At 62.6% G+C, this 15,955-nt stretch carries 15 protein-coding genes; 9 read left to right on the top strand and 6 right to left on the bottom strand.

Going from position 1 to position 15,955, the window contains the following annotated elements:
- Positions 1-119: 119 nt before the first annotated feature.
- Entirely contained in the window at positions 120-587 is a 468-nt protein-coding gene (locus C0Z16_RS26200) for a Rieske 2Fe-2S domain-containing protein (RefSeq protein ID WP_102634978.1), read from the bottom strand.
- Positions 588-655: 68 nt separating this feature from the next.
- Here C0Z16_RS26200 and C0Z16_RS26205 point away from each other — a divergent pair, with 68 nt between their 5' ends.
- Positions 656-1,597, top strand: coding sequence for a LysR family transcriptional regulator (locus C0Z16_RS26205; protein WP_102634979.1), 942 nt, complete (start codon positions 656-658; stop codon positions 1,595-1,597).
- 140 nt (positions 1,598-1,737) lie between these two features.
- Here the strand turns inward: C0Z16_RS26205 and C0Z16_RS26210 are convergent, their stop codons facing one another.
- Positions 1,738-2,514, bottom strand: a complete 777-nt coding sequence (locus tag C0Z16_RS26210; protein ID WP_102634980.1) for a CbtA family protein — start codon at positions 2,512-2,514, stop codon at positions 1,738-1,740.
- A gap of 11 nt (positions 2,515-2,525) precedes the next feature.
- Positions 2,526-2,735 (bottom strand): CbtB domain-containing protein, encoded by a 210-nt coding sequence (locus C0Z16_RS26215; RefSeq protein WP_102634981.1) that lies wholly within the window; start codon positions 2,733-2,735, stop codon positions 2,526-2,528.
- A 212-nt stretch (positions 2,736-2,947) separates the two neighbouring features.
- Between C0Z16_RS26215 and C0Z16_RS26220 the strand changes: the two genes are divergently transcribed.
- Positions 2,948-3,538, top strand: a complete 591-nt coding sequence (locus C0Z16_RS26220; RefSeq protein ID WP_102634982.1) for a histidine phosphatase family protein — start codon at positions 2,948-2,950, stop codon at positions 3,536-3,538.
- Between the two features lie 22 nt (positions 3,539-3,560).
- Here the strand turns inward: C0Z16_RS26220 and C0Z16_RS26225 are convergent, their stop codons facing one another.
- Positions 3,561-4,001, bottom strand: coding sequence for a hypothetical protein (locus C0Z16_RS26225; protein ID WP_102634983.1), 441 nt, complete (start codon positions 3,999-4,001; stop codon positions 3,561-3,563).
- Between the two features lie 171 nt (positions 4,002-4,172).
- On the opposite strand from C0Z16_RS26225, the gene C0Z16_RS26230 reads away from it, so the two are divergent.
- The 7 genes from C0Z16_RS26230 to C0Z16_RS26260 all read left to right on the top strand — a co-directional run bounded on the left by C0Z16_RS26230 (position 4,173) and on the right by C0Z16_RS26260 (position 12,882).
- Positions 4,173-5,690: an ATPase domain-containing protein gene (locus C0Z16_RS26230; protein WP_102634984.1), complete on the top strand. Its 1,518-nt coding sequence runs from the start codon at positions 4,173-4,175 to the stop codon at positions 5,688-5,690.
- A gap of 4 nt (positions 5,691-5,694) precedes the next feature.
- Positions 5,695-7,353 (top strand): ATP-binding protein, encoded by a 1,659-nt coding sequence (locus tag C0Z16_RS26235; protein WP_102634985.1) that lies wholly within the window; start codon positions 5,695-5,697, stop codon positions 7,351-7,353.
- 81 nt (positions 7,354-7,434) lie between these two features.
- Positions 7,435-8,001, top strand: a complete 567-nt coding sequence (locus C0Z16_RS26240) for a MarR family winged helix-turn-helix transcriptional regulator (protein WP_102634986.1) — start codon at positions 7,435-7,437, stop codon at positions 7,999-8,001.
- 6 nt (positions 8,002-8,007) lie between these two features.
- Positions 8,008-10,110: an FUSC family protein gene (locus C0Z16_RS26245; RefSeq protein ID WP_102634987.1), complete on the top strand. Its 2,103-nt coding sequence runs from the start codon at positions 8,008-8,010 to the stop codon at positions 10,108-10,110.
- 33 nt (positions 10,111-10,143) lie between these two features.
- The gene (locus C0Z16_RS26250; protein ID WP_013341883.1) at positions 10,144-10,353 is read left to right on the top strand and encodes a DUF1656 domain-containing protein; all 210 of its coding nucleotides are present in this window, start codon (positions 10,144-10,146) and stop codon (positions 10,351-10,353) included.
- 7 nt (positions 10,354-10,360) lie between these two features.
- Positions 10,361-11,326 (top strand): efflux RND transporter periplasmic adaptor subunit, encoded by a 966-nt coding sequence (locus tag C0Z16_RS26255; protein ID WP_102634988.1) that lies wholly within the window; start codon positions 10,361-10,363, stop codon positions 11,324-11,326.
- A complete protein-coding gene (locus tag C0Z16_RS26260; protein WP_102634989.1) occupies positions 11,323-12,882 on the top strand; it encodes an efflux transporter outer membrane subunit in 1,560 nt (519 codons plus the stop codon). The genes C0Z16_RS26255 and C0Z16_RS26260 overlap by 4 nt, the downstream gene beginning before the upstream one ends.
- Before the next feature lie 223 nt (positions 12,883-13,105).
- Here the strand turns inward: C0Z16_RS26260 and C0Z16_RS26265 are convergent, their stop codons facing one another.
- Both C0Z16_RS26265 and C0Z16_RS26270 read right to left on the bottom strand, forming a co-directional pair.
- Positions 13,106-13,564, bottom strand: coding sequence for a (2Fe-2S)-binding protein (locus tag C0Z16_RS26265; protein ID WP_102634990.1), 459 nt, complete (start codon positions 13,562-13,564; stop codon positions 13,106-13,108).
- Between the two features lie 19 nt (positions 13,565-13,583).
- Positions 13,584-15,851 carry a xanthine dehydrogenase family protein molybdopterin-binding subunit gene (locus C0Z16_RS26270; RefSeq protein WP_102634991.1) on the bottom strand — a complete coding sequence of 756 codons (2,268 nt, stop codon included), beginning with the start codon at positions 15,849-15,851 and terminating at the stop codon, positions 13,584-13,586.
- Positions 15,852-15,955 lie beyond the last annotated feature (104 nt).

Here is a 15,955-nt window from a genome sequence, read left to right on the forward strand (position 1 = left end):
CGCGTTCCGCCGCAGCCAGCAAATGAAGAAACGGGCGCGGTTGGCCGCTGCATTCGGAGAACTGGGAAACGGCTGCTGGTGCAGCCGGGGATGTGGATTGCTCACTTGACACCGGCCCGCTAATGGGTGTCAGCAATCAGAAGGTAGTTGACGTCGTAATGCAGATAACCCGGCAAGGAGCGCCACTCCGAATGATCGAGCCACCGCGTATCGGGAATCAGGCTGGGGTCGGCCTTCTCAGGTTCGCCCATCCAGATCCACGTCCAGCGATGCTGCTGCACGACCGGATAGGCGCGAACCCGAGCCTGTGGCGGAATGCGGCTCTGTGCGGGCGCGCCTACGCACCGGCCGGTCCGGTCGAAGACCAGCCCGTGATACATGCAGCGCACACAGTTGCCCCCGTCCTCCTGCCGTCCCTTCGACAGCTTTGCGCCACGGTGACAGCACCGATCCTCCAGGGCGATGACTTCGCCCTGGGCGTCACGCCAAAAGATCAGTGACGTGCCCGTGATTGTTCGGCTCAGAAAACCCTCGGATGGAACTTCGTGGTCCCAGGCGGCCACGTACCAGCAATTGCGGATGAACACGACTCTTTCCTCGTGAACATCGTGGGAGAGCCGCAATTAGATGATTTGTGTCAAAATTAGTAAAGGTCATGACATTAATAGATACTATGAGCGAAATTCATCTACACGAGGCGATGGACCTCAACCTGCTTCGCGTCTTCGACAAGATCTACGAGCATCGCAATCTGACGCAGGCGGCCGAACAACTCGGCGTCACGCAGTCGGCTCTAAGCCACAACCTGCGGCGTCTGCGCGAGGTGTTTCATGACGATTTGTTTGTGCGGCGAGGCATGTCGATGGAACCCACGGCGAGGGCAAACGCATTGCATGAGCCAGTACGCCGCATCATGGAGACACTTCTTTCGGAAGTATTGGCGATGTCGCAGTTCGATCCGGGAACCGCCCGGCGCGAGTTCTCGCTAGCGATGGTGGACATGGCCGAAGTCGTGTTCTTGCCGCCGCTCATGCAGCATCTGAAAAAGCACGCACCCATGTGCACGCTGCGAACGCGTCGCATGCCGAACGAAAACATCGCGGATGCTTTGGAAGCCGGCTCTGTTGAGTTAGCGCTCGGCAATATCACGACGGTGAAGGATTCGATCTATCGGCAAACACTGTTTCAACACGACTATGTAGTGCTCGCCTGGAAGCACCACTCGCGCATCCGTTCAACCCTGAACTGGAAGGCTTACCAAACCGAGGAACACGTTGTCGTAGCCTCCGGCTCAGACGACCATCTGCGCGGCAACATCCTTGAGCGCAAGGGCATACGGCGCAAGATCTTCGTTACAGTCGGCGGCTTTCTTTCGGTGCCCTGGCTCAAAGGCACTGATCTGCTTGCGACGGTTCCGACCCGGCTGAGCGAGGACATTGCGACAGCCGCGGACGTCAAGCAGTATCCATTGCCCGATCGGGCTTCACCGTACGGGCTGTATTCGCTATGGCATGCCCGTCAGCATAACGATCCGGGGCACCGATGGCTCCGCGAATCCATCTTCGAATTAATGCACCGCTATCCGGCTATTTCCTAATGAGTTTCCGAAGGATAGTTGCCCTACAGTTTCAATTGTCGATATCACGCGGGAAGGCGCAAGCCTCTCGGCAATGAGTCATTGCCCGTTCACGATGTCGGCATGCTATCGAGGCACCCCTCAAGCAAACACCAGAGACATCAAACTGACGGAGCCGCCGTCCGGCTCCCCGAACGCATAAACGAACTCCGCTCAACAATTGCCCCAAACAGCAGCCCAATCGTCGTCCACATAATCGCCTGCATGCCGAGCGCCGCCACGCGGAATTTCCACAGCAGCGCGGCAGGAAAACCGGCCGGCACTTCGTCGATAACGGGCATCGAGATCTGCACCACAGCGATGATCGCGATGAACACCAGCCCCGCCACGATCGAGCCGTTCCATGCGCCGAGCTTCAGCGCCGCACGACGCCGCACCTTCACCGAAAAGACCAGCGCCGTCAGCGAGATCGCGATCATCAGGAAGAACAGGCCCGTGCGCGTTCCGATCGTCTCGGGGTCGCCGACCGCTGGCGGATTCGCCGGGTACTTGATGTTCGGAACAATCACCAGCGCGACGAAAGCGCCCAGCGCAAGCCACGCCGACAACGCGCGTGCGCTCATCGCGCCCACTCGCCCGTACGCGTAGGCGAACACCAGCGAAAACAGTCCGCCGAACGCCGCGCCGTATGTCACGACGCCGGCCAGCAGTCCCAATCCGGCTTGCGTATCGCGACTGACGAGTTCCTGCTCGTGCGCATGCTGGTGTTCATCCGCATGTTCATGTTCATGCGCCGCGCCGCCTGCGGCCTCGGCTTTTTCTTCGAAGGAAATCGCCTGATTCACCTGCGGCTCGCCTGCCACGCGGGCAAACGCGAACGTGAGCAGTCCCGCGGCGATGCCTGCGAGCATCCCGCGTAACAGCAACTTACCGACCATGTTCTGCTCCGTTAGTGGCAGGGAAAGCCGAGCAGATGGCGGCCGTCGTGCACGAACTCATGCACGTACATGCCAGGCACTAAAGAAGTCGCGCCCTGTTCCGCACCGACGAAGTACAGCGCGAGCAACAGCAGCAATCCGCCGAATAGGGCCCAAGGCAGCAATTCACGCAGGGGAATCGGCGTGGGCTGAATGGCGGGATCGAAAACAGCTTCAGTCATGATGGACATCTCCTGGGGTAGCGCGCCCCGTTGTCGAATGCAGAGGATGGTGCGAAGCTCAGGTCTGGCTTTCGGCTTGCGATGCCGATTACAGTGGCGCGACCGCGCCGGGCTCTCACCGGCTTCCGCGCTTCGCGGTCCGGCTATTCTACGCGCTAAACTTCGGCGCGAGCTATCGCGGGCACGCAAGCGGTATTCATGGGAAGTGGAGAATGAACATACGGCTGTTACTGGTCAGCCATGCGTCGACGGCGGCCCTGCGCACGGGCCGCATTCCCGCCGACGATCCGCTCGACGCTCGCGGCCTTGCCGAAGCGCAAGCCGCGCGCGCGCGCTTGTCGTTTGCCGGCGATGCAACCGCTTTCGTCAGCCCGGCCGTTTGCGCGCGTGAGACGGCGTTAGCGCTCGGACTGACTGCGACGGTCGATGCCGCGCTCGCAGATATCGACTGCGGCGACTGGCAAGGCCAGCGCCTCGCGGACCTTGCCGCGCACACGCCAGGCGACCTGGCCGCCTGGACGCACGATCCCGAAGCCGCGCCTCACGGCGGCGAGCCGTTCACTCAGGCCCAGCAGCGAATCGGAGAATGGCTTGACGCACTAGACGTAGCGCCGGACCGCGCGATGGCCCATACACGCGAAGTCGTCGCGATCACCCATGCACCGCTGATCCGCGCGGCGCTCGTGCATGTGCTGGGGGCACCCTCGGCCATATTTCCACGCATTGAAATCGCGCCGCTCACCGTCGTGGAATTTCAGCGCTCGCCGCTGCGCGGCTGGACATGGTGGCCCGCCTCATACTGAGCGTCGTTGCGCACATCCACCCTCACCTTCCCGATATCGACAGGCGCAGCTTGCCCGAACCCGCGGAGGTCAAGGTAATTTCAGTGCGCTTGCCAGGCGTGCCAAGATAAAAGTGCTGACGTCCCGGCGAATTCTGATCGTGCGTCGCGTCCGGCAGACACGAAGCAATGTCGGCCGCGACGGCTTGCAACGCATCGGCGGTCGAACCTGAATCGCGATGCGGCGTCCACACGCACTGGTAGCTTCCAGGGGCCGCCGAGCATTGCGCGTCCTCGCCATACGGTTGAGCGACGCCTTTGCCGTCGTCCGGCGTGAGGGAAGCGAATCCGCCCGGCCCAGCGGCCACGATACGTTTGAGGGACGCGCAGGGGGTCGGCGAATCGTCGGCATTCGCTGCGCATGGCACGATGCCGGCCAGCGAAGCAACAGCGAACGTCGTGAAGAACAGCTTGCTGGTTTTCATATCGGCACAGTCCTCCAAAGTGGTTCACGGGTCGATTCGCGGTTTGTGCTGTTCCCCGGCCATCTCCCGCACGCATTTCGCTCCGCGTGGCTCGCAGATAGGCATACAACTTGCGTTCTGGTGTTACGGCTGACCGACCTTCAGTCCAATCATTGATCCCACAACCACGCTATGTCCAAAGACGCTGCCAGTCATACGCCGATCCGCCTTCGCTCGGGAATCGATGGAATCGATAACGTCCTCGGAGGCGGTCTCACGCCACACCGCATGTATCTCGTGGAAGGCGCGCCCGGCACGGGCAAAACTACCCTCGCCTTGCAATTTTTACTCATGGGCGTCGAAGAAGGCCAGGTCGGCCTTTACATTACGCTGTCCGAGACGCGTGCGGAATTGATCTCAGTGGCCAACAGCCATGGTTGGGACATCAGCCGGTTCACCATTCTCGAGTTGCTTTCCGACGAGGGCCTCGATCCGCAATTCGAGCAGACCGTGCTGCATCCGGCCGAAGTCGAACTCGGCGAGACCGTGCGGCATGTCATCCAGCAAGTCGAAGAAATCAAACCGTCGCGCATCGTGCTCGACAGTCTGTCAGAGCTGCGTCTGCTGTCGCAGAATGCGCTGCGCTACCGGCGGCAAATCCTCGCGCTCAAGCGCTATTTCGCCACGCGCGCCTGCACGGTGCTGCTGCTCGACGACAACAAGTCCGACCCTGGCGACGTGCAATTGCACAGCATCGCGCACGGCGTGATTGCGCTCGACAACGTCGTGCACGGTTACGGCGGCAATCGCCGGCGCATGCGCATCGCGAAGATGCGCGGCATCAAATTTCGCGAGGGCTATCACGACTTCACGCTCGACACAGGCGGCATCCACGTGTATCCGCGCCTCGTCGCCGCCGAACATCACGCGGACTTCGACTCGCAAGTAATGAGTACCGGCACGCAAGGCCTCGACTCGCTGCTCGGCGGCGGACTGATACCCGGCACCAATGCACTGTTGATCGGGCCGTCGGGCGTGGGCAAAACGACCACCGTCGTTTCGTGTCTGATTGCGGCCCTCGAGCGCGGCGAACGTTGTGTGTACTACGTCTTCGACGAGACGCTCGTCACACTGACCGCCCGTTGCGCGACGGTCGGCATGATTCTGCAGCCCTATGTTCAGAGCGGACTGCTAACGCTGCGCCAGATCGACCCCGCCGAAATCTCGCCAGGCGAATTCGCGAGCGACGTGCGCAATTCGGTCGAGAAAAGGGGCGTGCGATATGTCGCGATCGACAGTCTGAACGCATACCTGCAAGCCATGCCCGGCGAGCGCTACCTGCTTCTGCAGATGCATGAACTGCTCGGTTATCTCAATCAGCAAGGCGTTATCACGATGCTCGTGCTGGGGCAGCACGGGATCATCGGCGAAGTTCAAAGCGATATCGATATCAGCTACCTGAGCGATGTCGTCATATTGTTCCGCTACTTCGAACACCACGGCGAAGTTCTGACCGCCGTGACCGCCGTGAAGAGCCGCGCCAACGCACACGAACGCTCGATCCGCCAGTTCCGGCTCACGAACCAGGGCATCGAAGTGGGCGAAGCGCTGCGCGACTTCGAAGGCGTGCTATCCGGGCTGCCGTCTTACCGTGGCAGCACCGCGCTACTCGGCGCGACGGAGCACATCATCGACACGTCGCGGCAGTAACGTGATGGAGCAACGCGTCCTCATCCTCGCGCCGTTCGGCCGCGATGCCGATGTCATTGCCGAGGTGCTGAACAAGGACCATCGCGTATGTGTTGCCTGCCGCGATACGAACGCGCTCACAGAAGCGCTGAACGCCGGCGCCGGCAGCGCGTTGATCACCGAAGAAGCGCTCGCGGACGAACACGCGGTGCGTCTCTTCAATTGGCTGGAACAACAGCCAGCATGGTCCGACTTCCCGTTCATTCTGCTCGCGGCCATGCGTGTCGGGCATCGCTCGGCGCACGGGATAGAAGTGCTGGAGCGGCTTGGCAATGTCGTCGTGCTCGAACGTCCGTTGAACTCGGAGACGCTGCGGCGCGCAGTGGCGTCGGCGCTGCGAGCGCGCGCGCGGCAGTATGAATCGCGCCGTCATCTGGCGGAACGGATCGAGGCGCAAGAAGCATTAGTCCAGCTAAACGATTCGCTGGAGAGCCGGATTACAGAACGTACGCAGGAGCTGGCTTCGGCGAACAACCGGCTGATGATGGAAATCCACGAGCGCTCGAAAGTGCAGGCCGTGCTCGTGCAATCGCAGAAGATGGAAGCACTCGGGCAGCTCACCGGCGGCATCGCGCACGACTTCAACAATCTGCTGAACGTCATCATGGTGAATGCGGAATTGATCGCGCGGGTCAGCGGCGACGAGCGCATTCGCGGCATGGCCGCGACGGTGAAGCGCGCGACCGAACGCGGCGCGAAGCTGACGGGGCAGTTGCTGACCTTCTCGCGCAACAGCAACCTGGACCTGAAAGCCGTAGACGTGGTCGCGTTGCTGCAAGGCATGCGCGACATCATCACCGTGTCGCTCGGATCGGGAATTCATTACACCAACGACTTCGAAGGCGACGAGATGTGGACGCAGGCCGACGCGAATCAGCTGGAGCTGGCCGTGCTCAATCTCGCGATCAACGCGCGCGATGCGATGCCGGGCGGCGGCCAGCTCAGCATCCGCGTGAAGGAGCGCGCGGCGCCTGACCAGACACTCGTGGACGGCCGTTATGTCGTGATCGAAGTCACCGATACCGGCTCGGGCGTGCCACCCAATGTCGTGTCGCGCGTGTTCGATCCGTTCTTCACGACGAAGCCGATCGGCAAAGGCACCGGACTCGGCTTAAGCCAGGTCTACGGCATCGCGCGGCAAGCCGGCGGCACCGCGCGGCTCTTCAGCGAGGAAGGCGTCGGCACTACGGTCGAAGTCTGGCTGCCGTTGCGCGACCGCGTGGCGCCGCAGACCACCGAGGCCTCCGATACCGAAGCGAATGCCGTCGGCGAAAAACGCGTGCTCGTGATCGAAGACGACAGCGAAGTGCGGGCGATGCTCGTCGAGTCGCTGAAAATGCTCGGCTACAACGTGACAGAAGCCGCCGACGGACGAGCCGGTTTGAACCGCTTGCAGGACGACAACCCCGACCTGCTGATGGTCGACTTTGCGATGCCGGGCATGAACGGCATCGACGTGATCGCGGAAGCGCGCAAGCTGCGCAGGGATTTGCCGGTGATTCTCGCGACGGGTTACGCCGACATCGATATTTCCGGTCTCGCGGTGGAACGCTGCACCGTCCTGCGCAAACCTTTCCAGCTCGACGACCTGGCGCGTACGATCAGGCTTGGGCTCGCCGCCTGAAACGCATCTCCCGTCCCGCTTCGTCAAAAATTCCCAATTCGATAGTTTGCTAACGATTGTTTTGGAAATACAATACCGGCCATGACGAATCTCGATGCCTTGCGCCGCAAAGTTAGCAGCACGTTGGTGATCGCTGCCCGAAAATGGCGGCGTACGAGTCATGGCGTGCTGTCCGCCTTCAATGTCTCGGAGGCGTGCGCCACGCCGCTGCTCACCGCGGGCCGGCTCGGCGCGGCGGTGCGTCAGGTCACACTGGCGGATTACATCGGCATCGAAGGGCCTTCGCTTGTGCGGCTGCTGGATCAGCTTTGCGCCGCCGGCCTGATGCGTCGCGACGAAGATCCCGAAGACCGGCGCGCCAAAACGGTGGTGCTGACGAAGGAAGGCCGCGCCGTCACCGCACAAATGGAAGAGGAACTGGTCACGCTGCGCGCGCAAGCTTTGAAAGGCGTCTCACGCAGCGATCTGGAAGCCACCTTGCGCGTTCTGGCCGCCTTCACCGCGGATTCCGCCGAGTTCCCTGATGAAGCCAAAGCCGCCGGGTCGACCAGGGCTAGTAAGGCGACCAATCCTGACAAGCCTTTGAAAAGCAGAACAAGCAGTAAACCCCGCGCAACCGCGCCGCGCAACGTCAGAGGTTCGGCGTAACGCGTCATGATCTATCCCTCCGTTCGCGACTGGCTCTTTTCGGTCAAGACATTCGCCGCCGCGATGATCGCGCTTTACCTCGGCCTCGCGCTCCAACTGCCGCGGCCCTACTGGGCGATGGCGACGGTGTACATCGTGTCGAATCCGTTTGTCGGCGCGACGCGTTCGAAGGCAATCTACCGCGCGCTCGGCACCGTGCTCGGCGCGTCGGCGGCCGTTCTGCTGGTGCCGCCTTTCGTCGAATCGCCGTATCTGTTCAGCGTGATCCTCGCGCTATGGACCGGCACGCTGCTATATCTGGCCGTATCGGACCGCACCGCGCGCAGCTATGTGTTCCTGCTGGCGAGCTATACGATGCCGATCATCGCGCTGCCGGCCGTCACCAATCCGTCCGGCGTGTTCGACCTCGCCGTCAGCCGCACTGAAGAGATCACGCTCGGCATCGTCTGCGCGAGCATTGTCGGCAGCGTGCTGTTTCCGAGCCGGCTGGCGCCGACCATCATCGAGCGGACCGACGCATGGTTTCGCGACGCGGCGTTCTACGCCACCGAAACGCTGTCGGGCCGCATCGCGGGCTCGGCGATCTCGAGTGCACGGCAGCGGCTTGCGACCACCATCAACGGTCTGGAATTGCTGCTGAGTCAACTGGCTTACGACCACACACGCCCCGACATACTCAGGCGCGCGCATGAACTTCGCGGACGCATGCAGTTGCTGCTGCCAATCATGTCGTCGCTCGCCGATCCGCTGATCGCGCTGTACAACAGTGGCAGCCACAAGTGGCCCGAAGGTCTGGAAGCGCTGCTCGCCGATGTCATCGAGTGGTTCAATGCGCCGCTGCCCGCGGCCAGCGAGGGCTACCATCCCGACCCCGCCGCGAATGCCCTGCGCGAGCGTATTGCCGCAATGCAGCCGCCGCCCGCCGCGCTCGCCACATGGGACGGCGCATTGCTTTCCAACGCGCTATGGCGCATGAAGCAGGTGATCGATGTGTGGCAGGACTGCCGCTCGCTGCGCATCAGCATCACGCGTGAAGAAGGCTTCTGGCGTCCGCGTTTTCGCCACTGGCGGCTCGGCGGCACGGAGCGTTTTTACGATCGCGGTATGATGCTGTTTTCGACCGGCTCGGCCGGTGTCGCCGTGATTCTCGCGTGCAGCCTGTGGATCGGTTCAGGCTGGGCGGACGGCGCCAGTGCGGTGACGTTGGCTGCGGTAGCCTGCTGTTTCTTCGCCGCGCTCGACGAACCCGCGCCCATGGTGTTCCGCTTCTTCGTCGCAACCGCAATCAGCGTGGTGGCAGCAGGCGTCTATCTGTTCGCGGTGCTGCCGCACGTGCATGACTTTCCGATGCTCGTCATCATGTTCGCCGCGCCGTTCATCCTCGTCGGCACACTGATTCCGCGCCCGCAGTTCAACATGGCCACGGTGCTCGTCGCGGTGAACACGGCCACGTTCATCAGCATTCAGGATGCGTACGACGCCAATTTTCTGACCTTCCTGAACAGCAATCTTGCGGGCCTCGCGGGGCTTCTCTATGCGTATTTGTGGACTCGCGTCACGCGCCCGTTCGGCGCGGAACTCGCGGCGGCGCGACTGTTGCGCTCGAGCTGGACCGATGTCGCATTGACCGCGTCCACGCGGCCAATCGAAGACCCGCGCAATCACGCGGCGCGCATGCTCGACCGTCTGATGCAATTGATCCCGCGCCTCGCCGCGACCGACGACCATCGTCATCCTTCCATCGAGAGCTTTCGTGATCTGCGCATCGGCTTCAATGCCATCGATCTGCGTCGTCTCACGCACAAGCTCGGCGGCGAAGCGCCGGCCGCGATCGAGCACGTGCTCGACGGCGTACGCGCTTATTACGAAAGTTGCGTGGACCGCCACACGCGCGAACCGGTGCCCGAGAGCCTGATGTCGTCGATCGATTCCGCCGTGGGACGCGTCATCACCCAGGGCCTTGCCAATGCAGAAGCGCGCAGCGCGACATCGCAAACTTCGGCACGCCACTTGCGCGATGCGCTGCACGCGCTGGTCGGCTTGCGCCTTTCGCTGTTTCCGGCCACGCTCCAGACACGCACGCCGCCCGCATCCGAGGCCAGTGCCTGATGCGCCGCTCAACACCTTTCCCTCTTCCCTGCGATGATCGGTGAAATAGATATTTTCGGCGTGTTCGTGCCGGCCGTGCTCGTGCTGATGTTGGTCGCGTATCTGATCAACCTCGCGATTCGCACGGTGCTTGCGCGCGTCGGTTTTTACCGCTTCGTGTGGCATCGCTCGATCTTCGATCTCGGCATCTATGTGCTGGTGTTGGGCCTTGTCGTCGTCGTTTCGCACAGACTCGTTTCGTGAAATCAACGTGAAAAAAACCTGGTTCTCCGTCGGTCAGATCCTGCTGACCCTGATCGTCGTCGTGGCCGCGGCTCTGGTGCTGTGGAAGCTGATCGGCTACTACATGTTCGCGCCGTGGACTCGCGACGGACACGTGCGCGCCGACGTGATCCAGGTGGCGCCAGATGTCTCGGGACTGATTTCATCCGTCGAAGTGGTGGATAACCAGCAGGTCAAGCAAGGCCAGGTGCTGTTCGTCATCGATCAGGCGCGTTACGCGCTCGCGCTGCGTCAGGCGCAGGCCACCGCGCAGCAACGCCGCGCCACGCTGGATCAGGCGCGCCGAGAAGATACGCGCAATCGCAAGCTCGGCAACCTGGTCGCCGCCGAAGTCGCCGAAGAAAGCCGCTCACGTGTCGATCAGGCGGAAGCCGCGCTCGCCGATGCGAACGTCGCCATCGACACCGCAAAGCTGAACCTGCAACGCGCGACGATTGTGAGCCCCGTCGACGGTTATCTGAACGACCGCGCGCCGCGTGCCGGCGAATTCGTCGCGGCGGGGCGCGCGGTGCTGTCCGTGGTCGACATGCATTCGTTTCGTGTGGACGGCTACTTCGAGGAAACAAAGCTTGGCGGCATCAACATCGGCCAGCCGGTCGACATCGACGTGATGGGCGAGCCGCACAAGCTGCGTGGCCACGTGCAAAGCATCGTCGCGGGCATCGAGGACCGCGACCGCACGCAAGGCTCGAGTCTGCTGCCGAACGTGAATCCGGCCTTCAGTTGGGTGCGGCTCGCGCAGCGCATTCCGGTACGTGTCGCGCTCGATGAAGTGCCCGCCGATTTCCGCATGATCGCGGGACGCACCGCGACTGTGTCGGTGCGAGACATGTCGAACGCGCGCGCTTCACGTGTTGCGGGTGCTTCGAGTGTGTCGAGCGCCTCAACTGCGCAGCCTGCGTCTGCTGCGATCGCTTCGGGCGCTTCGCAATGAAAATGCCGCGCACCGTGCCGTTTCCGCGTTCGCTCGCGCTGCTGCGGCTGTTGCCGCTACTGCCGCTATTGTCTGTGTTGCCTCTCACGGCGGCGCTCAGCGGCTGCATGAATGTCGGCCCCAACTACTCATTGCCGAAAGACGCGCTCGTCAACGCGCCGCTCGCGAATGCACCGATCGAGGGCGCGGACACTTCGCTCACGTCACGCGGCAATGTGCGGGCCGTGTGGTGGAAGCTCTACGACGATCCGGTGCTGAACGGTCTCGTCGACGAAGCGCTGCAATCGAACACCGACTTACGCGTGGCCGCCGCGAATCTCGCACGCTCGCGTGAAGCATTGGGCGTCGCGCAAGCGCAAGGCGGCTTTTCCGGCAAGACGTCCGCTGTGGTTCAGCGCGCGCAGGAATCGGCCGAACAATATTTGCTCACCGAGAAGTTGCCGGTCGTGAATGAAGGCGACATCGGCGTCAGCGTCGCGTATGAAATCGATCTGTTCGGCAAACTGCGGCGCGGCGTGGAAGCGGCGCAAGCGGACACCGAGGCCGTGCAAGCGGCGGGCGATCTCGCGCGAATCTCGGTGGTGGCCGATGTGGTGCGGGCTTACGTCGAACAATGCTCGGCGGCGGAGGAATTGAAAATCGCGCAGCAGTCGCTCGCGTTGCAAAGACAGCGCGTGGATGTATCGCGCCGTCTGCGCGATGCGGGACGCGGCAATCAGACAGAAGTCACGCGCGGACAAACTCAGGTGGACACGTTGTCGGCGGATATTCCGCGCTACACCGCGCGTCGCAAGATCGCGCAGTACCGCCTCGCGGCGCTGCTCGCGCGCGCGCCGTCCGACCTGCCGTCCGCCGTTCTTGCTTGCGAAAAGCTCCCGCAGATCCGTCAGCCGATTCCGGTCGGCGACGGCGCTGCGCTGCTCAAACGCCGGCCGGATGTACGCGAGGCGGAGCGTCAGTTGGCGGCGTCCACGGCACGAATCGGCGTTGCCACTGGCGCGCTATATCCGACCGTGAGCATTGGCGCATCGGCGGGTTTGACCGGCGTGCTCGAAGACCTCGGCACTTCGCCCACCGCGCGCTGGGGCTTCGGTCCGCTGATCAGTTGGACGTTCCCGGCAAACGGCGCGCGTGGCCGCGTGCGTGAAGCGCAGGCGTCGAGTCAGGTCGCGCTCGCCCGCTTCGATGGCGTCGTGCTGACCGCGTTGCGCGAAACCGAAACCGGCCTGGCCACGTATGCATCGGACTACGCTCGCGCCGAGGCGTTGCGTGCCGCGCTGAAGTCGGCGGCGCAATCGGCCGATGAAACGCATCGGCTGTATCGCGCGGGCCGCGAGTCGTTCATTTCCGATCTGGATGCGACTCGCACGCTGACGTCGACGCGATCTCAGGTGGCTCTCGCCGAAGGCCAGGTGGCCATCGACCAGGTGAATCTGTTCCTTGCGCTCGGCGGCGGCTGGGAGCAGGTTCAGCAAACGGCGCGGGATTCCTCGACACCATCAGCGGCGGCACCGGCCAAAACCCAGCCGATACCGCCGACGATGAAAGCCCCATAAACGCCACCGGCTCAACTTACGATTTATTTTTGGCGAGCTTTCTTTTGCCTTTCATTTACGGTTAAATACCTGCCACCAACCATACGTTACGAGGCTAAGGTATGTCGTCCTTCATGAAAAGCGCAGCAGCATTGGGCGGATGCATCGGCATCTTCACGGCCGTAGTGGCCGTGGTCGAGATGCTGGCAAGCTAAGGCTTACTGCTCGTGAGGCGCCGGCCATGCTATGCGGGCCGGCGCTTCGCCGCTTGATGAATCGCGGCCCGCACACGCGGATAAGTGCCGCAACGGCATACGATATTGCTCATTGCCGCGTCGATGTCAGCGTCGGTCGGATTGGGCTTCTGTTTAAGCAACGCGCAAGCGGCCATCAGTTGCGCGCTTTGACAATAGCCGCACTGCACCACATCGAGGTCGATCCACGCAGCCTTCAGTGCTTGCGCTTCGGTGCCCTGCATTCCTTCGATCGTTGTTATCTTCTGCGTGTTCAAACTCGACATGGGCGTCTGACATGACAGACATGCCTTGTCGTTCAGATGTACCGTGCACGCCCCGCAAATGCCGACGCCGCAGCCGAACTTGGTGCCCGTCATACCGAGTTCACAACGCAGCACCCACAGTAGCGGCATATCGGGCTCCGCTTGCACTGCCACCGCGCGGCCGTTGATGTTCAGCGATCCCATGCGCGTCTCCTGTTCGGTGCTATGTGAGTTTCAAAGGCAATGTGCGCAGTCGCTTACCTGTCAATGCGAACACCGCGTTGGCGACAGCGGGCGCAATCGGCGGCACGCCCGGTTCGCCGACGCCTTGCGGATGCAACTGACTCGGCATAATGTCGGTTTCGATTACCGGGCAATCGTTGATCCGCACCACCGGAAAGTCGACGAAGTTCTTCTGCTCGACCTGGCCGTTCACGATCGTGATCTCGTCCTGCAACGCGGCTGAGAGACCGAACACGATTCCGCTTTCCATCTGCTGACGAATCAGATTGGGATTCACCGGCAAGCCGCAATCGATTACACACGCCACGCGATGCACGCGAATGCGGTTGTGCGGCCCGATCGACACTTCCGCCACTTGCGCCACCACACTGCCGAACGCCTCATGAAGCGCGACGCCACGAGCACGCGGCGCGCCATCGGCGGCATGCGTCAGCGGGTGTTCCCACTCGGACAATGCAGCGACGCGCTTTAACACCGCTAGATGCCGCGGATGCTCGGCAAGCAGCGCGGCACGAAATGCGATAGGGTCCTCACCGGTCGCGGCGGCGAGTTCGTCGGTAAAGCTCTCGGTGAAGAACGCCTGATGCGAGTGGCCGACCGACCGCCAGAAGCCAACCGGCACAGGCAATTCCACGATCTTGTGTGCAACGCGCGCAGCGGGCCATTCGTAAGGCTGATCGAATGCGCCTTCGGAAGTCGTTTTGTCGAGCGGAACGCGCGGCGCGCTGTAGTAACGCGCGAGTGCTTCAGGAACGATAGCCTGACTCGCGGATGCGCTGTGCCATGCAACCAGTTTGCCGTTCTTGTCGAGGCCGGCCTTCAATCGCGATACGCATGCCGGTCGATAGAAATCATGCGTGAAGTCCTGTGCGCGCGACCATAGCGTTTGCACCGGACGACCGCCGGCCTGGCGCGCAATCGCCGCGGCTTGCGCAATGTAATCGAGTTCGAGACGCCGCCCGAATGCGCCGCCGAGCAATTGGGCATTCACATGGACTTTATCGTCGTCGAGGTCCAGCACCTTCGCTACATGATGCCGCGCGAGCGCCGGCATTTGCGTGGACACCCAAACGGTAGCCGCGCCGTCCGCGACGTGCACCGTGCAATTGAGCGGCTCGACCGCGCCATGCGCGAGATACGGCGCGTGATATTCGGCGGCGATGGTGCGCGCCGCGCCGCTCAATGCGTCGTTGACGTCGCCGCGATGGTAGTACGCGTGGCCGTCGCTATCGTCGAGTGCCAGCGCGAGGCGGCGCTCCACTTCCGCGCTCGACAGCGACGCCGCGGCGCCGTGTTGCCAGGTGACGTCGATCGCGTCGACCGCGTTCATCGCGCGAAACGGGTTGTCCGCGATCACCGCGACGCCGCCCGTGCCGCCGTTGTACGGCGCAACGGAGAGCGCCTTGATGAAGCCCGGCATTTTCGCCGCCGAAGCCGCGTCGAAACTCGTGACCGTGCCACCGAGCGTGGGGCACATCACGACGCTTGCGTAGAGCAGGCCATCAGGCAACGCGTCAATGCCGAAGCGCGCGCTGCCGTTGATCTTCGATGCTGCCTCAATGCGACGCAGCGGTTTGCCGATCAGCTTGAAATTGGCGGGGTCTTTTAACGTGGCCTTGTCGGGCAAAGGCTGCTGTGCCGCCAACGACGACAACTCGCCGAAGCTCGCCTTATGTCCCGATGGGTGCATCACGTAGCCGTTTTCCGCAGTGCACTCGCCGGCCGGCACATGCCATTGCGCAGCAGCGGCTGCTATCAACATTGCGCGCGCTGCCGCACCGGCTTCGCGCATCGGCGTCCATAGATCGTTGATGCTCGATGAACCGCCCGTCATCATTGTGCCGACCTCGCGCACCAATTTGCGGGTCAACCAGACGACCGTGCGCTTGGTGACGCTGTCGAGATCGGGACGAAACGGCAGATCGTCGACGACGTTCTGCACGCTGTTGTAGATGTTGTCGACCGGCGCGTCCTCCACACGCACGCGCGACCAGTCGGCGTCCAGTTCTTCGGCAAGCAGCATCGCGAGGCCGGTGTGAACGCCCTGCCCCATTTCCGCTTTGCACATCATGATCGTCACGGTGTTGTCGGCGGCAATCTTGACCCAGCCATTGAGCGCCGCTTGCGTGCCCTGAACGGGCAACGGCGTGACCGTGGTAAAGCGCTGTCTCACGGGCAGCACGGACCAGCCGACCAGCAACGCGCCCACCGCGCCCGCGCCGCCAACGAGGAAGGTTCTGCGCTTCATATGAATTGGCTCTATCCGCCTGCTCGCCGGTAACAAGCTGTGAAGGCGCCGGTTCGCGCCCTTGTGTCTCACGCAATAGTAGTAAGACGGGCGAATGGGAGAGA

This window comes from Paraburkholderia rhynchosiae (genome assembly GCF_002879865.1).
Lineage (GTDB): Bacteria > Pseudomonadota > Gammaproteobacteria > Burkholderiales > Burkholderiaceae > Paraburkholderia > Paraburkholderia rhynchosiae.

What these genes read in the sequence shown, in the direction of transcription:
- C0Z16_RS26240 (WP_102634986.1), top strand. Translation starts at nt 7,435, where the DNA reads ATGACGAATCTCGATGCCTTGCGCCGCAAAGTTAGCAGCACGTTGGTG.
- C0Z16_RS26230 (WP_102634984.1), top strand. Translation starts at nt 4,173, where the DNA reads ATGTCCAAAGACGCTGCCAGTCATACGCCGATCCGCCTTCGCTCGGGA.
- C0Z16_RS26270 (WP_102634991.1), bottom strand. Translation starts at nt 15,851, where the DNA reads ATGAAGCGCAGAACCTTCCTCGTTGGCGGCGCGGGCGCGGTGGGCGCG.
- C0Z16_RS26235 (WP_102634985.1), top strand. Translation starts at nt 5,695, where the DNA reads ATGGAGCAACGCGTCCTCATCCTCGCGCCGTTCGGCCGCGATGCCGAT.
- C0Z16_RS26215 (WP_102634981.1), bottom strand. Translation starts at nt 2,735, where the DNA reads ATGACTGAAGCTGTTTTCGATCCCGCCATTCAGCCCACGCCGATTCCC.
- C0Z16_RS26250 (WP_013341883.1), top strand. Translation starts at nt 10,144, where the DNA reads ATGATCGGTGAAATAGATATTTTCGGCGTGTTCGTGCCGGCCGTGCTC.
- C0Z16_RS26220 (WP_102634982.1), top strand. Translation starts at nt 2,948, where the DNA reads ATGAACATACGGCTGTTACTGGTCAGCCATGCGTCGACGGCGGCCCTG.
- C0Z16_RS26265 (WP_102634990.1), bottom strand. Translation starts at nt 13,564, where the DNA reads ATGGGATCGCTGAACATCAACGGCCGCGCGGTGGCAGTGCAAGCGGAG.
- C0Z16_RS26245 (WP_102634987.1), top strand. Translation starts at nt 8,008, where the DNA reads ATGATCTATCCCTCCGTTCGCGACTGGCTCTTTTCGGTCAAGACATTC.
- C0Z16_RS26205 (WP_102634979.1), top strand. Translation starts at nt 656, where the DNA reads ATGACATTAATAGATACTATGAGCGAAATTCATCTACACGAGGCGATG.
- C0Z16_RS26260 (WP_102634989.1), top strand. Translation starts at nt 11,323, where the DNA reads ATGAAAATGCCGCGCACCGTGCCGTTTCCGCGTTCGCTCGCGCTGCTG.
- C0Z16_RS26225 (WP_102634983.1), bottom strand. Translation starts at nt 4,001, where the DNA reads ATGAAAACCAGCAAGCTGTTCTTCACGACGTTCGCTGTTGCTTCGCTG.
- C0Z16_RS26210 (WP_102634980.1), bottom strand. Translation starts at nt 2,514, where the DNA reads ATGGTCGGTAAGTTGCTGTTACGCGGGATGCTCGCAGGCATCGCCGCG.